The organism is Neobacillus bataviensis (assembly GCF_019969725.1).
In genome coordinates, this window is sequence record NZ_JAHXYW010000005.1 from 284,566 (window position 1) to 307,998 (window position 23,433).

The 23,433-nt window shown below is 39.0% G+C and carries 26 protein-coding genes; 4 read left to right on the forward strand and 22 right to left on the reverse strand.

The genetic code is table 11. The annotated features are described in order from the left end of the window. Window positions 1–50: 50 nt before the first annotated feature. The 4 genes from LC455_RS15210 to LC455_RS15225 all read right to left on the reverse strand — a co-directional run bounded on the left by LC455_RS15210 (window position 51) and on the right by LC455_RS15225 (window position 3,609). Window positions 51–1,025 carry a cation diffusion facilitator family transporter gene (locus LC455_RS15210; protein ID WP_223592014.1) on the reverse strand — a complete coding sequence of 325 codons (975 nt, stop codon included), beginning with the start codon at window positions 1,023–1,025 and terminating at the stop codon, window positions 51–53. A gap of 140 nt (window positions 1,026–1,165) precedes the next feature. Continuing rightward, complete coding sequence (locus tag LC455_RS15215; protein ID WP_223592015.1) at window positions 1,166–1,399, reverse strand: group-specific protein; 234 nt, start codon at window positions 1,397–1,399, stop codon at window positions 1,166–1,168. 54 nt (window positions 1,400–1,453) lie between these two features. Next, on the reverse strand, window positions 1,454–2,458 hold the full coding sequence (locus LC455_RS15220; RefSeq protein WP_223592263.1) for an AI-2E family transporter: 1,005 nt from the start codon (window positions 2,456–2,458) through the stop codon (window positions 1,454–1,456). Window positions 2,459–2,565: 107 nt separating this feature from the next. Next, window positions 2,566–3,609, reverse strand: coding sequence for a polysaccharide deacetylase family protein (locus tag LC455_RS15225; protein ID WP_223592017.1), 1,044 nt, complete (start codon window positions 3,607–3,609; stop codon window positions 2,566–2,568). A gap of 281 nt (window positions 3,610–3,890) precedes the next feature. Between LC455_RS15225 and LC455_RS15230 the strand changes: the two genes are divergently transcribed. After that, window positions 3,891–4,112, forward strand: coding sequence for a hypothetical protein (locus tag LC455_RS15230; RefSeq protein ID WP_223592019.1), 222 nt, complete (start codon window positions 3,891–3,893; stop codon window positions 4,110–4,112). A 68-nt stretch (window positions 4,113–4,180) separates the two neighbouring features. On the opposite strand, the gene LC455_RS15235 is transcribed toward LC455_RS15230, so the two are convergent. From LC455_RS15235 to LC455_RS15275, 9 genes are all read right to left on the reverse strand, one after another. After that, on the reverse strand, window positions 4,181–5,113 hold the full coding sequence (locus LC455_RS15235; RefSeq protein WP_223592020.1) for a type II secretion system F family protein: 933 nt from the start codon (window positions 5,111–5,113) through the stop codon (window positions 4,181–4,183). 4 nt (window positions 5,114–5,117) lie between these two features. Next, entirely contained in the window at window positions 5,118–6,077 is a 960-nt protein-coding gene (locus LC455_RS15240) for a type II secretion system F family protein (RefSeq protein ID WP_223592022.1), read from the reverse strand. Continuing rightward, complete coding sequence (locus LC455_RS15245; RefSeq protein WP_223592024.1) at window positions 6,074–7,423, reverse strand: CpaF family protein; 1,350 nt, start codon at window positions 7,421–7,423, stop codon at window positions 6,074–6,076. The genes LC455_RS15240 and LC455_RS15245 overlap by 4 nt, the downstream gene beginning before the upstream one ends. After that, on the reverse strand, window positions 7,424–8,620 hold the full coding sequence (locus tag LC455_RS15250) for an AAA family ATPase (protein ID WP_223592025.1): 1,197 nt from the start codon (window positions 8,618–8,620) through the stop codon (window positions 7,424–7,426). After that, window positions 8,617–9,249: a Flp pilus assembly protein CpaB gene (gene cpaB / locus LC455_RS15255; protein ID WP_223592027.1), complete on the reverse strand. Its 633-nt coding sequence runs from the start codon at window positions 9,247–9,249 to the stop codon at window positions 8,617–8,619. The genes LC455_RS15250 and cpaB overlap by 4 nt, the downstream gene beginning before the upstream one ends. A gap of 16 nt (window positions 9,250–9,265) precedes the next feature. After that, complete coding sequence (locus tag LC455_RS15260) at window positions 9,266–10,183, reverse strand: TadE/TadG family type IV pilus assembly protein (protein WP_223592029.1); 918 nt, start codon at window positions 10,181–10,183, stop codon at window positions 9,266–9,268. Next, on the reverse strand, window positions 10,184–10,558 hold the full coding sequence (locus LC455_RS15265; protein WP_223592031.1) for a TadE/TadG family type IV pilus assembly protein: 375 nt from the start codon (window positions 10,556–10,558) through the stop codon (window positions 10,184–10,186). Further along, the gene (locus LC455_RS15270) at window positions 10,558–11,064 is read right to left on the reverse strand and encodes an A24 family peptidase (protein WP_223592033.1); all 507 of its coding nucleotides are present in this window, start codon (window positions 11,062–11,064) and stop codon (window positions 10,558–10,560) included. The genes LC455_RS15265 and LC455_RS15270 overlap by 1 nt, the downstream gene beginning before the upstream one ends. 101 nt (window positions 11,065–11,165) lie before the next feature. Next, window positions 11,166–11,345: a Flp family type IVb pilin gene (locus LC455_RS15275; RefSeq protein WP_223592035.1), complete on the reverse strand. Its 180-nt coding sequence runs from the start codon at window positions 11,343–11,345 to the stop codon at window positions 11,166–11,168. Between the two features lie 291 nt (window positions 11,346–11,636). On the opposite strand from LC455_RS15275, the gene LC455_RS15280 reads away from it, so the two are divergent. Continuing rightward, entirely contained in the window at window positions 11,637–11,963 is a 327-nt protein-coding gene (locus tag LC455_RS15280; protein WP_223592037.1) for a DUF192 domain-containing protein, read from the forward strand. A gap of 36 nt (window positions 11,964–11,999) precedes the next feature. Here LC455_RS15280 and LC455_RS15285 read toward each other — a convergent pair whose 3' ends face one another. Beyond that, the gene (locus tag LC455_RS15285) at window positions 12,000–13,265 is read right to left on the reverse strand and encodes a polysaccharide deacetylase family protein (protein ID WP_223592039.1); all 1,266 of its coding nucleotides are present in this window, start codon (window positions 13,263–13,265) and stop codon (window positions 12,000–12,002) included. A 175-nt stretch (window positions 13,266–13,440) separates the two neighbouring features. On the opposite strand from LC455_RS15285, the gene LC455_RS15290 reads away from it, so the two are divergent. Further along, the gene (locus LC455_RS15290; RefSeq protein ID WP_223592041.1) at window positions 13,441–13,908 is read left to right on the forward strand and encodes a hypothetical protein; all 468 of its coding nucleotides are present in this window, start codon (window positions 13,441–13,443) and stop codon (window positions 13,906–13,908) included. A 35-nt stretch (window positions 13,909–13,943) separates the two neighbouring features. Here the strand turns inward: LC455_RS15290 and LC455_RS15295 are convergent, their stop codons facing one another. The 3 genes from LC455_RS15295 to LC455_RS15305 form a co-directional block, all read right to left on the reverse strand. Further along, window positions 13,944–14,288, reverse strand: coding sequence for a 2Fe-2S iron-sulfur cluster-binding protein (locus LC455_RS15295; protein WP_223592042.1), 345 nt, complete (start codon window positions 14,286–14,288; stop codon window positions 13,944–13,946). Window positions 14,289–14,291: 3 nt separating this feature from the next. Then, window positions 14,292–15,140, reverse strand: coding sequence for a family 1 encapsulin nanocompartment shell protein (locus LC455_RS15300; protein WP_223592044.1), 849 nt, complete (start codon window positions 15,138–15,140; stop codon window positions 14,292–14,294). Between the two features lie 163 nt (window positions 15,141–15,303). Beyond that, the gene (locus LC455_RS15305; RefSeq protein WP_223592046.1) at window positions 15,304–15,879 is read right to left on the reverse strand and encodes an IMEF encapsulin system ferritin-like cargo protein; all 576 of its coding nucleotides are present in this window, start codon (window positions 15,877–15,879) and stop codon (window positions 15,304–15,306) included. Between the two features lie 153 nt (window positions 15,880–16,032). On the opposite strand from LC455_RS15305, the gene LC455_RS15310 reads away from it, so the two are divergent. Next, window positions 16,033–16,695, forward strand: a complete 663-nt coding sequence (locus LC455_RS15310) for a spore coat protein (RefSeq protein WP_223592265.1) — start codon at window positions 16,033–16,035, stop codon at window positions 16,693–16,695. An 82-nt stretch (window positions 16,696–16,777) separates the two neighbouring features. Here LC455_RS15310 and LC455_RS15315 read toward each other — a convergent pair whose 3' ends face one another. The 5 genes from LC455_RS15315 to larE form a co-directional block, all read right to left on the reverse strand. Continuing rightward, window positions 16,778–18,028: a lactate racemase domain-containing protein gene (locus tag LC455_RS15315; protein WP_223592048.1), complete on the reverse strand. Its 1,251-nt coding sequence runs from the start codon at window positions 18,026–18,028 to the stop codon at window positions 16,778–16,780. A gap of 77 nt (window positions 18,029–18,105) precedes the next feature. After that, entirely contained in the window at window positions 18,106–19,107 is a 1,002-nt protein-coding gene (gene pdxA, locus LC455_RS15320; RefSeq protein ID WP_223592050.1) for a 4-hydroxythreonine-4-phosphate dehydrogenase PdxA, read from the reverse strand. 37 nt (window positions 19,108–19,144) lie between these two features. Further along, entirely contained in the window at window positions 19,145–20,488 is a 1,344-nt protein-coding gene (locus LC455_RS15325) for a four-carbon acid sugar kinase family protein (protein WP_223592051.1), read from the reverse strand. A gap of 251 nt (window positions 20,489–20,739) precedes the next feature. Then, window positions 20,740–22,509 (reverse strand): sigma-54-dependent Fis family transcriptional regulator, encoded by a 1,770-nt coding sequence (locus tag LC455_RS15330; RefSeq protein WP_223592052.1) that lies wholly within the window; start codon window positions 22,507–22,509, stop codon window positions 20,740–20,742. A 43-nt stretch (window positions 22,510–22,552) separates the two neighbouring features. Further along, window positions 22,553–23,374: an ATP-dependent sacrificial sulfur transferase LarE gene (larE, locus tag LC455_RS15335; RefSeq protein WP_223592053.1), complete on the reverse strand. Its 822-nt coding sequence runs from the start codon at window positions 23,372–23,374 to the stop codon at window positions 22,553–22,555. Between the last annotated feature and the right edge of the window lie 59 nt (window positions 23,375–23,433).

Here is a 23,433-nt window from a genome sequence, read left to right on the forward strand (position 1 = left end):
TTCCCTATCCCTGATTGGATTTATTCAAATTCAAAAGATGAACTTAATTCTTATTCTGGAGTCGGTTCGCTGCGGTTTTTCCAACTCATGATTCCATCTTCTTCATCAATCTCTATCGTTACATCGACAACGCCTTTTTCTGCCATGATTTTTTCTTCTAACCGATCTTTTATATCATCAGCGGCTGCCACCGTTAATTTTGGGTCAACCTCGATTTCCAATTCAACATGCAAATCCTCCCCTTCTTTAATGACGGTAAGCCCTTGGATATCTTTCACATCGGGATCTGCCATGACCAGTTCCCCAATTTTGTTTTCCATTTCTTCGTCAGCCTGACCAATTACACCTGCCGCATTATCTAAAAAGACTTTGCCCACTACGAAGAACATCATCACCCCAATAATCATCGAGGCAATGCCTTCAGCCCGGTGGAAGGCTGTGAAATGAGCGATTAGCACTGCGATAATGGCTAACAAACCGCCTAATGTGGCAACTAGGTCTTCCATAAAAACAAGCTTTGTCGCTGGTTTCGCACGGCCCAAATTGGCAAAACTTTTAGCAAACACACTCGGACCGCTTGCTTCTACCTCAATTTCGTGCAAAATTTCTTTCATCGCTTTAAATAGGACAAAGGTTTCAAGCAGTGTAGCTACCCCGAGCACGAGTAAATTAATGATGAAACCGCCGGATTCGGTTGGATGGACAACATGATGATAGCCTTCTACTATCGTTTCAAACGCCATAATACCAACGATTAATACAGCACCTAGGAGAACAAGGTTCACTAAACGGCCAAATCCATTAGGGTATTTTTCAGTAGGGGCCTTCTTACTTAAGGCCGAACCCACAAACACAAAAAATTGGTTGGCCGCATCACCCAGGCTGTGCATCGTTTCAGCGAACATCGCCACATTGCCGGTGTACATATAGGCTACACCCTTGATAATCGATATGATCGTATTAATAATCGCAGCGAGCATCGCTGATTTATTTCCGCGTTTTAATAATTGAAAAATTTCTCCCATCGTATCCTCTTTTCTTTAATAAATTAAATTAGTTGTTCTTAATATTTTCTAAAAAGCAAGGATTCATGTTGATACATTTTTTTTACAATCAAAAAAGAAGGCCCATAAAGAGCCTTCCTTATTAAATGGGGTTCTTCTATTTATATATTCTTCAGTACCATATTTAAGCGGTTGGTTCGTTCACGTTTTTCTTCCTCGGATGCTAAATCATATTTTTTCAACAAATGGAAGACTTCGTTCAGGATTGCCTGAGTATGCTCCTTGGCAAAAAACTCTTCAAACAACGGCTTCATTTCTTCCGGTAAAAATTCTGCTTGTGACTCGTATTTACTTTTTACATCTTCTTGAGAATGATCCAGCTTACATTCGCCCATTAGAAACACTCCTTGTTTTTGATATTTCTAGTTTATCTCAAACAAAAAAGCCCATCAACGGGGCTTTTTTGTTTCGGTCACTTCCAAAACATCTAAGAGGAAGACAAAGACAGGAATTCCGACAATCAATCCCCAAACACCAAAAAAGTGTTCGGAGAAAATCAACACAATAAACGTATAGAATACAGGCAGATTGGTTTTGGAACTCATCAAATTTGGATTGAGGATATAAGCCTCAATACCATGAATGATGGCAATCGCAATTCCGACATATAGCACCTTCATTAATCCGCCAATACTATATGCGATGATCACCAGCGGGATCAAGGAAATGATAACCCCGGCAACAGGGATCAGCCCCAAGAGGAAAATCATAATGGATAAACCGCCCAATTGCGGAAAATCGAGCAGCCATAAGGAAATGGTTGTCAGAATACAGTTCACAACTGCTATAATCAACTGTGCTTCAATGACTTTCCCGAAGGTTGCCACAAATTTACGGGCAAAAAATTCAACTTCCTCGTAAATAGAGGCAATTTTGCTTTTCTTAAATTTCTTCGTAAACTCAATTAAACGTGGTTTTTCCAATAAGAAAAACAGACTAAGTAAAAGAGCTAATAAGATTTGCAAACCAATTTTACTAATATCGGTAAAATATTTAAAAATGAAGGTAAAGCCTTGCTCAAGGTAACTTGAAATTTGAATTTCTTCAATTCGTCTTACTACATAATTCAGCACTATGTTATCATGCTTTGATGTGTAGAAGGCCGTTAGCTGTTTAATTAGGTCCCTAATTTCGCCGGCAATCATTGGCAGGTACATAACCAATCCGTAGGAAAGCAAGCCAACAATACAAGCATACGAAATAACAACAATCAATTTTCGATTAAGAGGAATTTTTTGTTCAATGAATTGAACGAGCCGATCCATTAAAAAAGCAAAAATAAACGTCAGTAAAATTAAATTAATCATGCTTTTCATCGCATAGATGATGATGGCAATGACGACAAATATCGATATTCGTTTGAAGCTGCTGCTCTGCAAAAGTTTATTCATCATAGGCAATTATCGAACCCCATTATTTTTACTATCAATTCTGTGATTAACTATAAATATTATATCAAAACCTAAAGTATTTTGTCCTTTTAGGAAGTTATTTGTATCATTTAAAATTGGACAGGCGGTGTCGTGGCATCAATGGCTTTACATTCAAAGCCTTGTTTGCTTAAATAGTCTAGCAGCGCCGGCAAATGGGCAAGTGTTTCTTTTCTTTCATGTAAAAGAATCACAAGCGGTCCATTATGATTTGCTTTCCTATTAATCTGCTCGATGACATTTGAAACGTACCGTGCGTCTTTATAATACCAATCCTTGCTGTCAATATTCCAATCCCACATAATATACCCCTGGTCCTTCACCGCTTTTTTATATACGTCTGTCATATTTGGGGCACTACCGTAAGGAGTTCTCATGATATGCGAATCAATTCCGGATACTGTTTTCAATGTATTCCGATTTTGATTTAATTCACTTACAACCGAATTAGCTGATGCATAAAATATTTTCACATTATGGGAGACACTATGCAGGCCTACCGTTTCACCGTTCTGGACCATTAATTTAACTGAATTTGGATATCGGCGAATATTTCCATCTATCATAAAAAATGTTGCCTTGAAATGATATTTTTCTAGAAGTGTAATAATCTCACCGGAAAAGGGGGCTGGACCATCATCAAATGTTAAATAAACCGTTTTTTTAGAGCCTGAACTAGCGCTTGTGGGTGGTGTTTGTGTTTGATTGGACTGAGGTGTAGTTGTTTCCTGTTTCGGTGACTGTGAAGTACTCGTTTCCTTAGTTGGAGGCTGAGCCGCTTTAGTTTCTGCAGGAGTTTGTACTGGCTTTTGAACTGGCTTTTGTTCTTGCCTTTGTTCTTGCTCTTGTTCTTGCTTATTTTCCCGTATGGCTTCTTGCTGCTGTTTTTGAATCCATTCTTTTTCAAGCTTTGCATCCTTCGTATTCTGGTCTGCCATTTTCGGATCTGGATGCTGTTCAGCCTGATTCATATGTTCATTTTTTTGAAGATTAATAGGTTTACTTGCCGCTTTGGCCTGAAAATAATTGCTGACAAATACCCCTGCAAACAAGAACCCAATCGCAATAATGACTACTACTGACCCCTTCGTCCAACCGCGCTTTCGATTCCCCATTATTCATTCCCTCTTTGATGTTTATTTTTTCCTTCCCCATTATAGACGAAATTTCGTCTAAATTGTTACAAATCTATTAAAAATATGACAATTCTATTAAAATAATAGTGAGAATAGTAGAATTTTAGACAATGTCCTACAATATCTATCATACCTGAAAATGAATAAAATAGGTGGAAAATTAATCATTAATTTCCAAAATGTAGACAGGCAAGTTCCTATAACGGGTGACATAGATATCAATAATTGGCCTATGAAAGGGATAGTGTGGAGGTGATTATGTGTCAGGTGGGCTAAAAGCGCTGCTTTACATCGTATCATTTTTTATTCCTGTCGTTGGAATTATCATAGGGATTGTTTGGATGACTGATCATGATCCAGAAAAGAAATCGGTTGGAAAGACCTGTATAATACTTGGACTTATCATGATTGTTTTAAGCTTTATCTTCTGGTTTGCTCTGTTCGCCTTTTCAGTTGCACCGGTCATTACGTCGGGGTATTGACGGCCCTTTTAAATTGAAAAGAACCTAATTCTTTTTTGAGAATTAGGTTCTTTGATGTTTACTATTTTTTAACCGCCAAAGCCTTTTGTAACCAAAGTAATCACTAATGGACCTAATATTACAATAAACAGTGACGGAAAAATGAAAAATACCATTGGAAATAACATTTTTACCGGTGCCTTCATTGCTTGTTCGCGTGCAGCCTCACGGCGTTGTTCCCGTACGCGAATAGTCAGATTGCCAAGCACCTTTGCCATCCCGATTCCAAGCTGATCGGCCTGAATCAATGAGGTAATAATGCTTTGAAAGGAATCAGACGGGACACGTTTCCGGAGATCATAAAATGCTTCCCTTCTGGACTTCCCTAGCTTCATATCCTCTAATGTTTGCAGAAACTCATCTGCCAAAGGGCCTTTAATTTTTTGTGAGACCTCGGCTAAAGCCAAATCGAGCCCCATCCCTGCTTCTAACAAAAGATTGACGGTATCAAAAAAATCAGGCATGGATCGATTAATCGTTTTAATTCTCGCAGTCTTCCTTTTACCGAGGTAAAACACAGGCAATCGGAACCCTAAAAATGCCATGGCGAGGATCATCACCCAGGTTAACATTTTGTTTTCTGAAATTGGCAAAAGAAAGAGAAAGATAGGTAAACTCATCCCTGCGCTGAGGACAAATTGGAACAGCCTAAAGTCGATAGCGGACTTAAAAGGATGACCAGCGTCTCGCAGAAGAATATCAAACTTTTTTCTTTCTTCCATCGAAACCCTTTTATTTAACGCCTCTGTTCCTTTATTCCAGTAAATTTTAATCATTATTTTAAACCTATTTTGTTTCTTTTCCTTTTTAAGGTTCTCTTTTTGTATTTTTACCGGGTCACCAAAATACGTATTTACACGTTCATGGAAGACAATTTGCCTTTTAAAAAGAGTTAACAATATTCCTGCCAGAAGCATAGTTACAAACCCGCTCAATAGAATCATCAATACAATATCAAGCATTTCTCTACACCTCAATTCGGATGATCTTCTGAATAATCGCCCAGCCGATTAGAATGGAAACCGATGCAGCCGAGAGCATCACCCAGCCCAATGGATGATGAAGCATAGGTGAAAAATATTCCTTATTCACCAAGGATAAATATAGACCTAATGCAACAGGAAGCAAAGTAATAATCCAGGATGACATCCTCCCTTGCGCTGTTAAAGTGTGCAATTCTTCCAAAATACGGACCCTTCCTCTAATCGTTTCTTCCATCGTCTCAAGCAGTTCAGCAAGATTGCCCCCGCTTTTCCGCTGTGCAAGGATGGCCCTTACCACTACTTCCAGTTCTTTATTTGGCAAACGCTCAACTAACTCTTCGAAGACGTCATCTAACGGGATACCCAATCCTGACTGTCTGACAACTCGGTCGAATTCGGGTCCAAGTGGATCTGACACTTCTTTACCGACCAGTTGCATCGCCTGCATAAAGCTGAAGCCTGCCCTCATCGAATTAGCCATCATTCCTAATACTTCAATTAGCTGATAATTTATTCGAGATAACCGTTTTTTTCTTTTGCGCTTTAGACTGATTTTTGGTAACACAAAACCAATAAAAGCGGCCAATATCGCAAGGAACCAAGGAAGTTTAATTAATCCTGTAACGATTCCTAAACCAGCTGCAGTTAAGATTCTTAGTGCCAAAAACTCCTCCGGTTTCAGTTTACTTCCAGATTCAAGCAATACTTTTGCAGTACTGTCACTAAATCGAACATTTTTAAACATGGTAGACATATTAAGGAAAAACTGTTTAAGAAAAGTTGTCTTTTTTACTTGATCAACAGTTGATTCCACTTGATGAGATGGTAAAAACTCTTTTATACGGTCTTTCATTCTCCTTTTATCTGCTAACCTTTTTAAGATTAAAAACATCAATAGAGTAACGATTAAAAAAATAATAAACAGTTCTATGACTATTTTCATTTCTGCCACTCTCCAACAAACCAGGAGGCAGGTATATTAAATCCGTTCATTTCGAGCTGTTCTGTGAACCGTGGACGAATCCCTGAACTTATGAATCTACCTTCAATTCGTCCATCCTGGGAAATACCCGATTCCCTAAAAACGAAAAGATCCTGGAGGACAATGGTTTCGCCTTCTAGGCCCAATACTTCCGTTATATGGGTTATTCTTCTTGTTCCATCCTTCAGCCTGGATTGATGAACAATGATATCGATAGCATTGGCAATTTGATCACGGATCGCCTTAACCGGCAGCTCATAACCTGCCATTAGAACCATTGTCTCTAAACGTGAAAGGATATCCCTTGGAGAGTTTGCGTGTCCTGTACTTAAGCTGCCATCGTGACCCGTATTCATCGCCTGAAGCATATCCAGCGCCTCGGCTCCGCGAACCTCTCCGACAACAATTCGATCAGGTCGCATCCGCAGCGAGTTTCGAACTAAATCACGAATAGTAACTTCTCCCTTTCCCTCAATATTGGGAGGTCTGGACTCAAGCGATACAATATGCTCTTGAATAAGTTTTAGCTCTGCGGCGTCTTCAATGGTGACAATTCGTTCAGTATTTGGAATAAAGGAAGATAATACATTCAAGGTCGAAGTTTTTCCGGAACCTGTCCCGCCACTAATAAAGATATTGAGTTTGGATTTTACACAGACCTCAAGAAATTCTGCCATCATTTCATTTAAGCTTCCAAAGTGGATTAAATCTTTTATTGTAAAAGGAGTTTCAGAGAATTTCCGAATGGTTAAGCTCGGCCCCTTTAAAGAAAGAGGCGGGATAATCGCATTCACACGTGAACCATCGGGCAGCCTGGCATCAACCATTGGCGAGCTTTCATCTACCCTGCGGCCAATCGGTGATACGATTCGCTCAATCACCCGCATGACATGCTGGTTATCGATAAAATTGACGTTGCTTCGAAAAACCTTGCCGTTTTTCTCATAATAAACTTCATCATAGTTATTCACCATCACTTCACTTATTAAGGGATTGTCCAGCAACGGCGTAATCGGCCCGTACGCCAAAAGCTCATCTTTGACATAATTTAAAATTTCCTGTTTTTCTTCAAATGTTAGTCTTCCACCCTCAACGTCGAAAAAGGCTTCCGCTAATTCCTCTATTTTCTTAATTTCTGATTCTTTATTTTGAACTGGATACTTCTTTAACTCTTCTAATAAATAATTGTGAAGTTTGCTTTCTAGATTCCAAAATTCTTTCGATCTTTTTGGGACGGGGACATCAAAAGTATCTTTAGTGGAAGCAATCGTATTAGCTCCTTCTATATACCGTTTAAATAACGACATCTATCTAACCCCCCAATTCCCAATTAACAACCTTTTCTTACTCTTCTTGAGCTCCGTTAGCTCATTGATTTGTTGTTTATAAAGCTCTTCAGATAGATTCCAAACCGCTTTCCCAATAACGCTGCGTGAGTTTGAAAGAATAAAAGGCTGCCCAACTTTTATTGAAGCGGAAGTTATCTTAGATTGATCTGGCAAGGTAAAATAAACCTTCACCCCTAATATTTCCTCGATCTTTTTTTGTTCCAGCCCCTGCCCTTTCATATGACGGTTCAAAATTAGTTTAGCCTTATCTTTTAGGTTAATAGTGTCTAATGTTTCTAGATAGAGCTGGCTTAACCTTAGAACAGATATTTCATTTAAGGTGAGAAGTAAGATCTCATCTGACAAGGCCAGGCATCGCAAATGAATATCTGATAGATGTACCGGCAAATCTATCAGGACGACATCAAATGCTTCCTTTGCTGATTCGATTGCTTCCTTCATATGGTTTTCAGAAATTCCTTCAAAAAATTCAGGACGGGGGGGAGCAGCCAAAATCGAAACATCCCCATCGACAAGAGTCATATATTGGTCGATGGAATAAATGGAGCGGCCATACCCTTCCTTTACCCATTCATAAATCGTTTTCTTCGGTTTCGTATTATAGTACATGGCTACTTCGCCAAATTGGAGGTTCCCGTCAATAACAGCGACTTTCTTTCCAGTTCTTGCTAACGCAGCTGCAAGATTTACTGTAAGGACCGTCTTACCAACGCCCCCCTTTGGACTAGCAACGGTGATCACTCTGGATTTTTCTTTCCTTAAATGGTCGAAAGTATTGACCATACTTGTACGATGCTCCATGAATTTTATTGCGTGATTGATTGTTTCACTGAGTTCTTTGGTAGTAAAAGATGCACGAAGGGCATCCGATGCCCCCATCAGCATCGCTTTTTTTAAGTTTTCCATATTATCTGGAGTGATTAAAATGATATAGACATGCGGATATCGAGCGGCGATTTCTTGGCTAAACTCATAAACGTTATACAATGTATGTGCTTTAATGAATAGGACAGTATGATTGTTTTCATTTAAGAGGGCATGTAGCTTATCCAATTCATTGGTTGCTGACAACGGACATTGCTTTTTCTCCAAAAGTGTTTGTATTTCCCCGGGAGGAATGTTTGTATCAGAAAAATAAACCCAGTTTATCATCATTTGTTTTCCTCCTGTGAATCATCTTTGATTACCTCTCTTGTTTGCTTTAGACCTGCTTTTCCTTTTCCTGTATCTTCAGGATTTCGGAGCATTAGATAGAATCCATCCTTATCTTTAGAAGCTAAACCAAGCATTACCCCTTGTTCTGGAGTGACTTCCAATGTAACTGTTTCATAGTTTAGTGCCTCTACTTTGCTGTCTGCCGATTTCCCCGAGGATAACACTTTGATATTTTCAAGGACCAACACGGCAGATTTATATTGTTTCTTTGTTTTATCATCCTTGGTTGTTTCATAGGCCATCACATCTACCAGTGAATTTGGGGCAATATAACCTGAAACCCCTTGTTCTAAATCGACTTTAATCGAAATGGCTCTTTTTCCTTTGCTTATGTCAACGAGGGGATTTTTGATGTCCCGCTCATACTTTTTCTTTTCATCAGCTTTTTTCTGTTCTTCTACTTGTTTTTCCAAATTACTGTCTGTTTTTGCTTCCTTTTTATCCTGACTAAACTCCACAGTTGAATTGGTTGTAGAGGCTTTTCCTTTCGAGATGATTGTCAAATAGGAAACACCGGCTACCGCGATCCCTAATATTAATGAAATGATCCAAATCTTTCTCGTATTCATAATGTCCCCCTATATCTCATTCAGCAAGCTTTACACCGTATAAGTTATAATCCCCAATAGCTGTTTCGCTGCCAATCTCTCCCGGCGATACCATTTTGATAAATTGGCCGTAAAGAGTTTTATTTTGGTATTTTTCAATCCAATAGGCAGCCAAACCTACAATCGTTAAATTACTCTTTCCATTTGCATCAGCCCATGTATCAATTACCACAACAGTAATGACTCTTTTGCATGAATTATCAGCCGTGGCAGCACTTTGACAATATGATTTAGATGCATCACTATCAATTAAAGATTGAATGGCATCATTCACTGGACCTTGTTTTCCCCCTGGTTCTGTTTCTACTATTTTAGAACCGACGTCAAAGGTGCTTCCATTTACAATCGCGTCCGCGAGACCATTTGCTCCACTTCCATTTAAATCAATATAGCCGCAATTCCCATGATTTTTACCAGGATTACTTTGTCCGCAATTTAATACAAGAGAGTCGGGTACAGAATTTTTATCAACCGCGATGGGAGCAACACCACTGGCCTTCTTAAGCGGAGCAACGATTGCTTTTGCTGTTGCACTAACATTTGTATTTTTAAAGCCTAATACCCTAGCAAAAGTAAGCGGTACATTTATTTGTTTTGTTGCCTTAATCGAGCTGCTAGTAAAAGTTAGATGTGCATCCATTAGCGTAACTCCATTTTTTTGTGATACATCCTTTGCATTTGAAGTGGCCATCGCTTGACTTGTTTTCAGTTCCTGAGCTCCTGAAAGAACCGCGGCATCTAAGGCTTTCTGCAGCTTGCTTTTTTCCGAATAGAGCCTACCTCCATCTATTGTTATAGCGATGAATCCCAAAAGTACTACCATGAAAATAGCAACCATTACTAAAACAGCACCGCTTTCTTCCTTAAACTTTTGCAACCTTAGCAATCTCATCATTTATTCCACCCTCATTACTGTGGTATCTGTCAAAGTTAATGGACCGATAATGTTTCCTATCATTGGAGTGAGAAAGGTAACGGGATAGGTAATTTTAATTGTGACATTACTTCCAGAAGATCGAGTTCCTGTAGGTGTTACCACGATTTTATCTGCTGTTAAACCTATACTTGAGGCATTATTAATAGCTGTACTTTTTATGTTGGAATCATCTTTTCCAATGCTGGCTGCACGAGCAGCTTCCCGGCCTGCATGGTCCATTGTCAAATACACATGGAAAATACGTGCAAAATCGATTATGCCTAATAACAGCAAAATCAAAATGGGTAAGATCAAAGCAAACTCTACGAGCGATTGGCCTTTTTCGGATTTCATTAAAAACCACCCCAGATTAGTGTGCTTAATGAACCTAGGACGATAGCTACTCCATATGGGAAGGATATACTACTTTTAATGTCTTTTGGCAAAACTATGGAACCTAGATTACTTCTAAAAAAAACGACATTAAAAAATAATGATTTTATCGAGTTGGTAAAACCTCTAGTTTTGATAATGAGCAACAACGCAATCACACCTCCAATTAACGCTATGTAAATAAACGAATAAAAAACGAAGCTGGTTCCCATCAGGGCACCAATTGCTGCCATTAGTTTCACATCCCCAGCTCCCATCCCGCCCAGTAAATAGGGAATGATAAGTAAGCCCAAACCAACAAGAAGGCCTTTTCCGCTAAAGAGAAATCCTGCAAACCCTGTGGTAAAAATGTTATAAACAAGACCAAAAACAATAGTAGGTAGAGTCACAATATTTAATATTTTTCTTGATTTTATATCTGTATAAAGGCAAATAAAAAGAGCAATTATTAGAATGATATATTCCAAGATATCTCTCCTCCTTTCTTATAGATAAGCCCTGCTTTCTTTATTAAAAAGCAGGGCTTAAAATTTAAATCAAACCTTTTAAATTTTTATAAAACATTTCCTTATTCAGGGATTTTGGCACTAATAGCATCTGCAATATCTTTAAAGACTTGTGTTAGTTTAGGTCCAAATGCTGCAAATACTCCTACTGCGAGTGCAACAATCAATGCAAGTATCAATCCATACTCTGTTAAAGCTTGTCCTTCTTCTTGAACTACTAAATTTTTGATTTTTTGCAACATGTTTTTTTCCTCCTAAAAATGGCTTGTTTTTTTTGAGTAATGTTCATTTTATCGAACAGCGATCTTTTTCAGGTTCGTTCTATATTCTTAACGAACATTTTCACTATCGTTCTGTATAATGAACAACCCTTGAGTAAATAATAGTATTATTGTCCCAAATTGTAAATGGAAATTATGAAAAATGTTCTAAATACTGTACGACACAATTCTACATTTTTCACTATTGAGAACAAACCATCATTAGTATATATTCAATATATAGAACAAATTTTACGATAGGGGCTATTAAATATGGACCATTCAATTAGAACACTTCCTTATTCTATTAACCGTGCAGATTCATTTTATAAAAGATTGAAAGGATTGATGTTTAGAAAGGATCAACTGGTGGAGGAGGGATTATGGATTGTACCGTGCAATTCCATCCATATGTGCTTTATGAATTTCGATATAGATGCAGTGTTTCTTAATAAAGAGGGACAAATTGTAAAAATGGTGGAGAAACTTAAGCCATGGAAGTTTGTGAAACCGGTACGAAATGCATACTCGGTTATAGAACTTCCACCAGGTACTATTGCAAAATTAGGTTTAAAACAGGGAGACATGCTTAAACTTTAAAAAACAAACCATCTCACTCACGTGAGATGGTTTGTTTTATTGATACGCCTTTACATTCAATAATTTGTCTAAACCGACGATTTCAAAATTTTTCTTTTGCAATTCTTCAATGATGATAGGCAGGGCCTTTTTGGTTTCAGTTTGTTCTGGAGTGGAATGCATTAAAATAATTTCGCCGTTTCTAACATTATCCACAACATTTTTTACAATATTACTGGCTTCCTTTTGCGACCAATCAAGTGTGTCAATCGACCAAATCACAATCGAATAGCCTTCTTTTTGGGCAATGTCAGCTACCTGATCATTTGTTTCTCCATATGGCGGGCGAAGGATTGCAGGGCGATGGCCAATAATCGCGGCGATTGCATCATCTGTTTTTTCCAATTGAGATTGTATTTCTTGATTATTTAATTTTGTTAAATCTACGTGATTATAGCTGTGATTCAGAATTATGTTTCCTTTGTCATACGCTTTTTTTACAACGTCAGGATATTTCTCTACATTGCTCCCAACGAAAAAGAAATTTCCTGTAACCTTATATTTATCTAATATATCAATGATCGCGGAAGTAATCGAGGCATCAGGACCATCATCAAAAGTGAGCGCAACCCTTTTTACATTAGGCCCATTAATATAGACATTTTCCTGACCCTTTGAAAAATTGACGATTTGTTTTCTCCATTGCAGCATTTTATCCCAGGCAGAAGCAGATAGCTGATTCGAGTTCCCTTTAATATCAAGTAAATATCGTTCCGACCTTTGTTGATTAAAAACGGAGATATGGTCTACGGCCTCGGTCTTTTCTGGAAGGATGAACTTTAGTTGAATTGCTGCATTGATATTGTACGTGTATATTTTATCATGATTGAATTCTGTTACTTGAGCTGGGCTTTCAAAATAGTCTTTAATTTCATCCAAGGTAATTTCCTGGAGGTCTTTAGAATAGGAGCGGACATCGAATATTTTTCCTTCAACATTAAAACCAAAAGCAATTCCCCGTTTTTCAAATGTCGCATAATAGCCTGATCCGGCACGATCAATCCGGTCTGGCTCTCCCCATTTTTCCTTCACTTGATCGATGGTGCTATTGAGTGCACTAAATTCGCAATCCTTGACCAATCCTAATTTTGCCTTATTTTTAATCTCATCTAATTGGATTGAAATTGGATCTACTTCTTTCGGCTTGAGCTCCGTTTGCTTTGGCGGCAAGTCTTCAACTGTTCTTCTTTCTTGGTTATGTGAAGTACATCCTGCTAAAAATAATAAAGCTATTACGATGAAGAGAAATTTCCCTCTAACCACGATTCACACATCCCCTCAAATGGCCCTTCAGCTATAATAGACGTTTTATCTGATGAAGTGTTTCATAAAACTGCCAAAATTAAGTTGCTGAAATCTTATTGACAATGATTCTCATTATCTTTAAAATGACGGTATAGATAACAGAGATATTTTTTTTCGAAGGGAGATTATCAACATGTTTAACATGCTATATGGGTTGAAGGATATTCATACGGTTATTACTAATCATCGTAAAATCGGCGGGGCCGCCGAAGCGGATTCGATTCGCTTATCATCCGGTGAAACCTATCAAAACCCGGTGTTTACCAATGTTGATATCTCAAAAGGACAATATGTATCCGTCGGTTTTATCGATGAAAATGGTACAAATATGATTATCCACGTCGATCAAATTGCAGTCATTAAAGGACTGCAGCACAAATTAATCTGCCAGCTGAATAATACTTATATTAAACAAGTATTGCTTCGTGATACGTTGCAATACTTACAAAAACTTTGTGAAGTAAACCAAGGCTTTGTCACAAGCTCCTTTAAAAAAGAAGCCCTTAAACTTGTCCGTGATATCAGTATGAAGGAATTGAAAAACCATAAGATTTCACTTCCATTCCCAGTTGAAGAAAAATTAGTGCAGTTATTTGCATAGCAAAACGAGGTCCCTTTCATAGCGGACCTCGTTTTTTATTGAAGAATTTCGGCTTGGCAGGCCAAGCGATACCCATTGTTTAATGCATTCGCCAGCTTTTTATATTCCTGCTCATTTGGCTGTGATAGTGTTGGACCGTGTAAAACCTTCACGGTACATTGGCCGCATGTTCCTTTTCGACATTTATACTGGATTGGCTTCCCTTGGTTCAGCGCCACGTCTAGCAGGTTCCCTTTAGCCGGGGAAATTTCAAATTTTTGGATTCCTTGTTGCAGAATGATTTTTTTCGGCATTTGCTTGACTGCAGGTTGTGGCTGCTGAATGGCTGGCGCTGTGCTGCCTGGAATTAGGGAGCCAACAGTAAACGCGCGCTGCCTCACCGGTTAATCCCCTATCGATTCTAGTGTACAGATAGCGGACGGACGTTTGATTCTTAAAACAACGGTTTCATATACACGGAACGGATGGTTCATCCCCTCCTGCCCCATATAAGCTGTATCAAAATCCTCTGATACGGCAAGATCGAGATTATTTCGTCCGGTATTGAGGATGACTCCAGCCCTGCCTTTTAACATCGGCGATTGGAACACCCCGTCTGTCACCAATTCACGAATATGTTCAATCTCTAAAACATTGGTATCCTTATGTACACGGTGAATTAGGGAATAAAGCTCCGGCGAAAGGACAAGGGCAAATGGTCCATGGTGATTCATCTCAAGCAGCTTGCTTCTAGCTTCGACAATATCCTGAAAGGCACTGCCTGATTCATACCATTCCCCGATTAAATGGGTTAAACGGCCTGGAACATTCATTAATCCGGGGATGTCGAATTCCTTTGCCCCGTGAAAAATCATTTGGTCCTCTAAATTGGCGACGTCTCTGGCTGCGTTGGCAGCTGGTGAGAAATCAATCGGAATGTCTAATACCTTGGCTTGTTCAAGATCGCGCCAAAATAAAACGAAGTCCTTATATAGTAAGGGAATCGTATGGTTGACTCGTTTGCTGGATTCGAAGGTGGTATCAAAGGAGCCTTGAATATCCATTTTTGCTTCGTTGTTTTCTGTAAATATGTCATTGGCTATTGCTTGAACTCCGCGTCCGAGCGGGCCGTATAATTCGATAAACCGGCGGCCGACGAGCTGCCTGCGCGCTGTATCAATGACGGTCTTGTCTAATTGGGAAAATTCTTGATCCGTTAGGGGTGAATCAGGGAATAATTGTGATTTGTTCATACGTTTTTTCCTCTCCTTTTTAAATAGATGGTTCAGGATTTCGCGGGTTATTGAGTGATTTCCGCGAATTGTGGCCTTTATTCCGCGAAGTTTAATAATAATTCCACGGATTCTAAGATTAATTCCGCCAACTTTGCGATTTTTTCCGTGAAAACCCTGTTATTTATCTTAAACTTCCGACCGTAAATCCTTTTTTCATTTTGGCTGGGACGTTAACTGGAACTGCTGCAACTGATGCAGAGCCCGAGCGGTCTAAATGATCATGATGCTCGTCATGATGGGCATGCGGGTCAACATAGTTCGTATCAAAACGGCTGTTGATCTCATTTAACATCGCTTTTACTTGCTGATAGTCCTGGTAGGATACTTCTCGCAATTGATTTAGCATCGTGCTCCGCTCTTCATCTGTAAAGCGAAATAAGGCTAAATCGAGGTGTTCCACAAAGTTATGTAAGCCGAATTTTTCAAGATTGAGCTCTTGCAAAAGTCGATTAAACTCATTATTAGTCGGAGCGAAATCCTTCTCGCTTTTTTCCTTTTCAAATTTGCTGATAAGTGGTATTAGTTCCACCAAGCGCGACAGCCGCTGCTCCTCTTCTTCAAAAATATGATGGTAATATAATCGTTCATGATCGTCAGTTGCATTTTGAATAACCGGATCGAGCATGTTCATAAATTTTTCAATTGCATCCTTTGTGGTGGTAAAAATCCGATAAAACACCTTCAATTCTTCTTTCATTCTGCACACTCCTGAATAATCAACTAGAATTCATTATTGACGTTTAGGAGTATCTTTAAAACTGTCTTTCCATTATTTTTGAATAACTCCTGCTTCCCGAAACATACTAAATATGGTTATGTTCATTATCAATAGGAGGAGGATTCAATTATGATGCAAAACCAACCACAAGGACAAATGCACCAAAATATGCATACAGGAGCAGTACCGCCGCAAATGAATCACGGCGGCCATGAACTTTTCGATGTACATGAAGTAATATCAAGCGCTATTGGTACGATGAATTCTTATTTAATGCTGCGTCAACACGTAAAAGATCCGGAATTAATGGATATTCTCGATCGTCAGTATCAATTTATGCAGGATGAATACAACATCACGTTGGAGTGTTTCAAAACAGGACAAGATCCATCGAAGCCGACAGGAAAATATATGATGAAGCAGGGCAACGATTGGGTCTATGGCATGAAGCCTTCTCAGCCAAAAAAACCTTGGCAATCCGCATCGGAGATTAATGATGAATACATTTCAAGCTGCATGCTTGCCTCTTGTAAAACAGGCGCTTCGATGAAGACTGTAGCTGCATGTGAGGTAACTAATCCAGTTGTACGCCGTGTGCTTGCTGACTCCGTTCCGAATTGTATTGAAATGGCTTATGAAATTTCTATTTATCAAAATAAAAACCATTATTACCAAGTTCCGCAGCTTGCCCAGCAGGATATGCAGCAAATCTTGAACGCATTTGCTCCTGCACAAGGCATGCCACAGATGCAAAACAATATGAACAACATGAATATGAATAATATGAATCATTAAAAAGAAGCTATCCTTTCCGATGTGGAAAGGATAGCTTCTTTTAGATGTTTGTTTATCTTAAATCGGCTCAAAAAAATAACTGCTACAATGACAAGAAATATCCGTCTTCATCAAACTTCATTTCATGGAGATCTTCTATTACTTCGATATTTTCTTGATCTTTCAACTCATTAAAAATAACTTCAGATACATATAACTCCCCAATGTGCAGCGTATTTGGAATCCTTACGATTCTTGCCTCTTCGGAAGCCACTCCCCATGTAGCGCGTAAAGCCGCTTTTAGTGCTTCTTGGTCATTATCAAGAACAATTGGAATACTAGCCCGAGCTAAAAATGTACTTGTGACTACATTCTCATTCATAGTTTTCAAATCGATTTTTTCGAATAAACGCTTGGTTGTCAGGTCCGCCAAGCCAATTCCTAATGCATTACCATGGCTTACTTCACTTAAATTGGAAGCAATCACATATTTGATACTAGGCTTTTTCGGCTCTTCTACTCCTAAAACACGGATTCGGCCAATAATATTCGTATCCATACCCGTGCCGCTGTAGTTTTTGCCAATCTCATCAACAACCAAAATATCGATTTCATCGACTGGTAGACTCGGCATCAAGTTAAAGGCTTTTTTCAATAATTCTCTTTCACGCTCTTCAATTTGCTCTGGTTCAATCGCTTCAATGATCGCCGTTTCTTCATGAGCATTTTCCACAATTGCTACACCAAATAGTGTATTGGAATTGGCTATCGCCACTTTTCCTACTTCAGGCATCATCTCACTAATTCCATAAATGCCATAAGTATGTAAAGCCAATGCCTGCTTATGCTTGCCCATACCGATGGAAGCCATTTTTAAGACGCCGCTTTCGATTCTATTTTTAAAATCGGTATGCGGCTTCACACGGCCCATTACGATAATTCCATCAGCATTGTAAGCAATTTTATCCACATAAACAGGAATACCTGCTGACGTAACTCCGACTTCCACCACATCCATGGATGAACGAATTTCACAGCCAGTGAATTCTTCCGTACAACCTAAACTTTCCACCATCTCTTTTTGCCCTTCAGCTGTTGCGCCGCCGTGGCTTCCCATGGCAGGAATGATAAACGGTGTTGCCCCTCTTTTCTTAATTTCATCCGCTACACTTTTTACTATTAAAGGAATGTTGTTAATCCCCCTGCTTCCTACGGTAATGGCAATCTCCATGCCAGGCTTAATTTTTTCATCGGCATTCACATGGTTAAATTGCTCAGAAATCGTTCCGGATATATCCTTTAGACTTTCCACCACAAAATTTTGTCTGATTTTAGCCATTTTAGGAAAAGACATTATACAAGTCCCCTTTCTTTATTGACAATACGTGAATAGCAAGAGATCATCGATGACCTCTTGCTTGAATATCTTTATTATAATTTCTCTGGAGCCAATTCAATCGCCATCCGAATTGCTTCTTTTAACGAAAGCTCATCCGCGATATTTTTTCCGGCGATATCAAAAGCTGTTCCATGGTCAACACTTGTACGAATAATTGGAAGACCAACCGTAATATTGACACCAGCTTCAAGACCCAATACTTTAATTGGTCCATGCCCCTGATCATGATATTGTGCCACAACAATATCAAAATCGCCGCGTCTTGCTCTGAAGAATAGGGTATCTGCTGGAAGCGGCCCTTGTACATTAATTCCTTCTGCCTGAGCTTTTTCTACTGCAGGAATGATTTTTTCTTCTTCTTCTCCATTACCGAAAAGTCCATTTTCACCGGCATGAGGGTTAATTCCGCAAACGGCGATGCGTGGAGATTTAATCCCTGCTTTTTGTAAAGTATCATGTGCTAGTTTGATAACAGTATATTGACGGTCAACATTAATTTTATTAACTGCATCAATAAGTCCGATATGGGTTGTTACATGAATAACACGTAATCCAGGAGCTGAAAGCATCATCGCAAAATCTTTAGTATTTGTTAATTCAGCTAATATTTCAGTATGCCCCGGATAAAGATGACCCGCTTTATGAAGCGCCTCTTTATTTAAAGGTGCGGTACAAATTCCATGAATTTGTTTTTCATTTGCAAAAGCAATTGCCTTTTCTAAATAGCGGAATGCCGCATTTCCTGCCTCAGCAGAAACTTGTCCCCACGGTAAATCTTCAGAAACTAAATCCAAATCGATAATATCGATGGTTCCGTATTGGAACTTTGCTTCTTCCGGATTTGAAATGCTATTCAATTGAAGATCGCTATTGGTTACATCTAAAGCTCTTTTTAAAATTTTAAGATCGCCAATTACAAATGGTCGGCAATTTTCATAGATGTTTTGATCGTTTAACGATTTAACGATAATTTCCGGTCCTACTCCTGATGGATCCCCCATTGTAATCGCGATGCTCGGTTTGTTGGCTGCCATTTTTGTTTCCTCCCATAATAAAATTTCCAATTGTCATTTATGAAATATTTATATATCGCCAATCGCAGTTTTCAACATGCGCATGAACTTCAGTAATCGTTTGAAGAGCTTTTGAAAGGGCTTGTTCAGTTCCAAATGCACCCGCTTTTGTCACAAGCGGCATTCCGTCGAAGAAGCCGCCGAACAATTTCCCGTAAGGAATACCGGCTTCCACTTCTCCAATGACCCGAATTCCTTCGCCATTCAATACTTTACATGTGGCGCCTGCAATTTCACCGCCTGTTAGAACGGCACCGCAAATCTTCCTGCTTTCTATTAATCGGCCTGCAATGATCCCCATCGATTGGGCAATGGTATTCCCTACATCAAAGTTCGATAAACCAAGCTGACGTTGAAGCTCCTTCACCCTGTTAATAGTTTCGCGCTCCCGGTTGGTTGTGATCACTAAATCGCCAATTTCCAATAAAGCTTCACCTGTTTTCACAATCCGCTCAATTTCACGTTTTCTTCTATCTTCATAAAAGAATTCTTCAGGAGAAATCACAATTTCTTCAACATGATTTTTCTCTTTCAGCACGTCTATTTGCAAATCAATAATCGGATTCACACTGCCTGCTACCACTAGTACAGGAAGCCTTTCACCAGTTTGTTTGCTGCATAGTTGCTCCTCTGGCTGGCCTGTGTTGAAAAGATGATAAGCAATCCCAGCTGAACCAACCCAAAGAAAATTTTCATTTAAAATTTCTGCAGCTTCTACAATCGTCTCTAGTTCCTCATCCGTAGTGGCATCAACGATAATGATTTTCGACAATTCACCTGAGGACAGGTCATGCATTTTCTCAGATAAATGGCTTTTTCCTTTCCTTACATCAGAGATGGAAATGATATCGATTTCCCGCTTACTTTGCTCCTGCAGCAATTTAGGCAGGTAGCTTTCTTTAACGGGGGTGACCGGATCTTGTGCGATTTCCGTTTCCCCTAAAAGAACACCATTAACAAAATGATTACCATTCATTGTAATCCTGTTGCTCTTTGGGAAAGCCGGGACAACAAACGAAATCTTATAGTTAAATACATCCATGACGGCATCAATTTCCGGACCAATATTTCCTCTCATGGTGGAGTCTATTTTCTTAAATATCTTTGGAACATTTAGGTTTTTTAATTGTTCTGCCAGATGAAAAACGACACCGTAAGCCTTTCTCGAATCTACCGCTCGGCTATCTGAATTTAAAACTATGACATCTTCATTTAAATGTGATGGTTGTAATGTTGTATCTGAAAATAGCACAGTGGTGTGTAGGCCCTGTTTGGCAAATTGGACACCCGTGTCATTTGCACCTGTTAAATCATCTGCTATCACCGCTAGTTTCACCTGCATCCCTACCCCCTTTACGCGCAATTTCAATATGTTTGCGTTTTATTATTTTTAGTCCGGCTTCAATCGCCTATTCAAGTCTGGCTCTCTTAACGGCTCTATAAACTGTTTCATTTTCGAGCGTTAAAAACGCTTTCAGCACTATTAATATTAAATTAAAACGTTGCATTTAGCAATATGTATTTCAAAAAATTCTACAAAAATTTTATAGTGTTGCTATTTGCATCAATTTTACCATAAAAAAACGCAAGCTATTATTTTAGCTTGCGCCATAAGGTCGAGCGATTAATCCCTAAACGTTTAGCTGCTTTGGATTGATTCAACCCTTCCTCTTCGAGCACCTTCGTGATTACTTGTTTTTCGATTTCTTCCAATGTTCCGCTTAAATCGATTGGTGCCAATGCATCACTCTTCTTCTCCTGCTGATCGAATCGTTTTAAAACGACGTCAACATCTTCTTTTTCAATATAATAAGCTTTTGTTTGTAAAAACAATTGCTCGATGACTTGTTTAAGCTGTTCAACATTTCCTGGCCAATCATAGTTGGTCAATTTCATTAATGCGTCCTGTCGAATCCCCACCACGAGACTGCCATATTTGGGATGTAATTCAGAAATAAAGACATGAACCAAGTCCTCAATATCTTCTCTGCGTTCCCGGAGCGGCGGTATACAAATGGTTAATTTCCCTAACAAATGATACAATTCACCATTAAACGTGCTAGTTTTGACCTTTTCTTCCATATTACATTCAGAAGACACAAGCCATTGCAGCTTATGATGCTTTTCATTCTGGATGATTTTGATTAATTCATTTTGCATATAACCGTTCAGCTGATCGATGTTCTTTAAGTAGATAATCCCATTCTCAAACTTTTGGAGAAAGTCATCGTTTATCAAATCCTTCAGCTGCTCTGCTTTTAATAAATCACAATGTACGATAATAAATGGTTCATTCATCGATTTCCTTTTTGAATAAATGGATTGGGCAACTAATTCTTTGCCATTTCCCTTTTCTCCAATTATCCAGACGGGTTCTTCAACTCTACTGTATTGATCGATCTGTTTTAACACCCGCTGGATCGATTCACTTTTTCCTGAAATCGGGGAATACGATACAGATGTATGAATTTCAAATGCATTCTTTTGGATACTTTCCTGATCCTGATAATGTGATTGATTAGGAAGGCTTTTTTCAAAAAATAAGACAACCGCATCCTCTTTCGGGCTTGCTGTTATTTTCCAAAACGAAGGATGGATGTGGATGGTTTTGATTTGAGTTTCATCTCTCGTCTCTTGTATTAATCTTTTAATTTCCGGCAAATTCTCTAGATTCATACCATGAAATTCTTTATTGAAACGCTCATTTCCATATACCATTTTTACTTCGCGGTTAAAAACCCCGACCGCCTGTTCATTGTAATCGAGAATCGATTGAAATAAAGAAACATTCTGTTGGAGCTGCGAGTATATCCGATAAGTCCTTCTCGCTTCTTCTAATGCATCAATAATAGCTTCCTTTCCAGAAGTAATGAGGACTCCTGTCAGCCCCAATTGCCTGGCAGACTGGACCGTAACAACGTCTCCAATAACCACCTCATAGCCATGGCTTTTTAAATAGGCTAATTTTTCTTGAACCTCGATCTCCTGTGTAATCGTGAATGTTTCAATATCTAAATCAAGCAGCTTACAGATCGTAGCAGCCCCATGTGTAATATTCGAGAAACCAACAATGGCAGCTTTTCGTGAAAATCCTTTTACGAGTGTGATAATACGTAAAACATCATAGCCCGTCACCTGGATATCAATCACAGGTAAAGAAACGGCCTCCTGAATCATCGATGCTGTTCCGCCGCGGCTGATAATGACATGGTAGCCATTATGCTCAGCTGCCTTGGCAATAGCCACCCCTTCATGCAAGTTCCCTAATTCAATATCTAATTGAATGTCATCCACATGCTGTTGGATTTCTTTCATCATTTCAAGCAATCCCTCATATGGGACAATCACCAATGCCTTCATCATTACCCTTCACCTACTAAGATTTCCTCTATTCTTCTATTTTCCATTATTGGCTCACCTTAGTAAAGCTTGGTTTCAACACTTTATTCATGCTGCCGCTGACATAGCCTTGAAGATCAAGCGTGACATATTTGTAACCGAACTGTTGAAGGTTTTCCAATATATCTTGGTGGTGTGCCAGCACTAATGGCATATCCTGTGGCTCTACTTCAATTCTTGCGATCTCTTGATGAGTCCGCACGCGCACTTGTCTAATTCCAAAGCCTTTGATATAAGCCTCGGATTTTTCAATCTTTGTTAATTTTTCCTGCGTAATTTTTTCACCATAAGCAATCCTGGAAGATAAACAGGCGAACGATGGTTTTTCCCAGGTAGGCAAGTTTAATTGTTTCGAAAGCTCGCGAATTTCTTCTTTAAAAAGATTCGCCTCTTGGAGCGGCCCACGGACACCATGTTCCTTGGCTGCACGTACGCCAGGACGATGCTCACTCATATCATCTGCAATTAAACCGTACACTACGTTTTGAAATCCCTGCTGATGCATGATCGGCACAATTTGTTCAAATAAGCCATTTTTACAGAAATAACAGCGGTTCTGGTCATTTTCTACATAGCCCGGGATATTGAGTTCAGATGTTTCAATCACTTGGTGGGTGGCACCAATCATTTTCGCTAATCTTTTAGCTTCCTCTAATTCACTGGAAGGGTATGTTTCAGAATCAGCCGTAACCGCTAGGACCTTATCCACTCCTAAAACATCAACTGCCACTTTTAGCAAAAATGTACTATCAACACCACCCGAAAAAGCAACAACTACATTGCCCATTTCACGTAAAATTTCTTTCAACCGTTCATTCTTCTCATTCATGCTGAATTCCACCAATCTCAATATTTTAAACCATATCAGATGTCAACTTATGCATTTTG

What these genes read in the sequence shown, in the direction of transcription:
- LC455_RS15210 (WP_223592014.1), bottom strand. Translation starts at nt 1,025, where the DNA reads ATGGGAGAAATTTTTCAATTATTAAAACGCGGAAATAAATCAGCGATG.
- LC455_RS15215 (WP_223592015.1), bottom strand. Translation starts at nt 1,399, where the DNA reads ATGGGCGAATGTAAGCTGGATCATTCTCAAGAAGATGTAAAAAGTAAA.
- LC455_RS15220 (WP_223592263.1), bottom strand. Translation starts at nt 2,458, where the DNA reads ATGATGAATAAACTTTTGCAGAGCAGCAGCTTCAAACGAATATCGATA.
- LC455_RS15225 (WP_223592017.1), bottom strand. Translation starts at nt 3,609, where the DNA reads ATGGGGAATCGAAAGCGCGGTTGGACGAAGGGGTCAGTAGTAGTCATT.
- LC455_RS15235 (WP_223592020.1), bottom strand. Translation starts at nt 5,113, where the DNA reads ATGCTTGATATTGTATTGATGATTCTATTGAGCGGGTTTGTAACTATG.
- LC455_RS15240 (WP_223592022.1), bottom strand. Translation starts at nt 6,077, where the DNA reads ATGAAAATAGTCATAGAACTGTTTATTATTTTTTTAATCGTTACTCTA.
- LC455_RS15245 (WP_223592024.1), bottom strand. Translation starts at nt 7,423, where the DNA reads ATGTCGTTATTTAAACGGTATATAGAAGGAGCTAATACGATTGCTTCC.
- LC455_RS15250 (WP_223592025.1), bottom strand. Translation starts at nt 8,620, where the DNA reads ATGATGATAAACTGGGTTTATTTTTCTGATACAAACATTCCTCCCGGG.
- cpaB (WP_223592027.1), bottom strand. Translation starts at nt 9,249, where the DNA reads ATGAATACGAGAAAGATTTGGATCATTTCATTAATATTAGGGATCGCG.
- LC455_RS15260 (WP_223592029.1), bottom strand. Translation starts at nt 10,183, where the DNA reads ATGATGAGATTGCTAAGGTTGCAAAAGTTTAAGGAAGAAAGCGGTGCT.
- LC455_RS15265 (WP_223592031.1), bottom strand. Translation starts at nt 10,558, where the DNA reads ATGAAATCCGAAAAAGGCCAATCGCTCGTAGAGTTTGCTTTGATCTTA.
- LC455_RS15275 (WP_223592035.1), bottom strand. Translation starts at nt 11,345, where the DNA reads ATGTTGCAAAAAATCAAAAATTTAGTAGTTCAAGAAGAAGGACAAGCT.
- LC455_RS15280 (WP_223592037.1), top strand. Translation starts at nt 11,637, where the DNA reads ATGGACCATTCAATTAGAACACTTCCTTATTCTATTAACCGTGCAGAT.
- LC455_RS15290 (WP_223592041.1), top strand. Translation starts at nt 13,441, where the DNA reads ATGTTTAACATGCTATATGGGTTGAAGGATATTCATACGGTTATTACT.
- LC455_RS15300 (WP_223592044.1), bottom strand. Translation starts at nt 15,140, where the DNA reads ATGAACAAATCACAATTATTCCCTGATTCACCCCTAACGGATCAAGAA.
- LC455_RS15305 (WP_223592046.1), bottom strand. Translation starts at nt 15,879, where the DNA reads ATGAAAGAAGAATTGAAGGTGTTTTATCGGATTTTTACCACCACAAAG.
- LC455_RS15310 (WP_223592265.1), top strand. Translation starts at nt 16,033, where the DNA reads ATGCAAAACCAACCACAAGGACAAATGCACCAAAATATGCATACAGGA.
- LC455_RS15315 (WP_223592048.1), bottom strand. Translation starts at nt 18,028, where the DNA reads ATGTCTTTTCCTAAAATGGCTAAAATCAGACAAAATTTTGTGGTGGAA.
- pdxA (WP_223592050.1), bottom strand. Translation starts at nt 19,107, where the DNA reads ATGGCAGCCAACAAACCGAGCATCGCGATTACAATGGGGGATCCATCA.
- LC455_RS15325 (WP_223592051.1), bottom strand. Translation starts at nt 20,488, where the DNA reads ATGCAGGTGAAACTAGCGGTGATAGCAGATGATTTAACAGGTGCAAAT.
- LC455_RS15330 (WP_223592052.1), bottom strand. Translation starts at nt 22,509, where the DNA reads ATGATGAAGGCATTGGTGATTGTCCCATATGAGGGATTGCTTGAAATG.
- larE (WP_223592053.1), bottom strand. Translation starts at nt 23,374, where the DNA reads ATGAATGAGAAGAATGAACGGTTGAAAGAAATTTTACGTGAAATGGGC.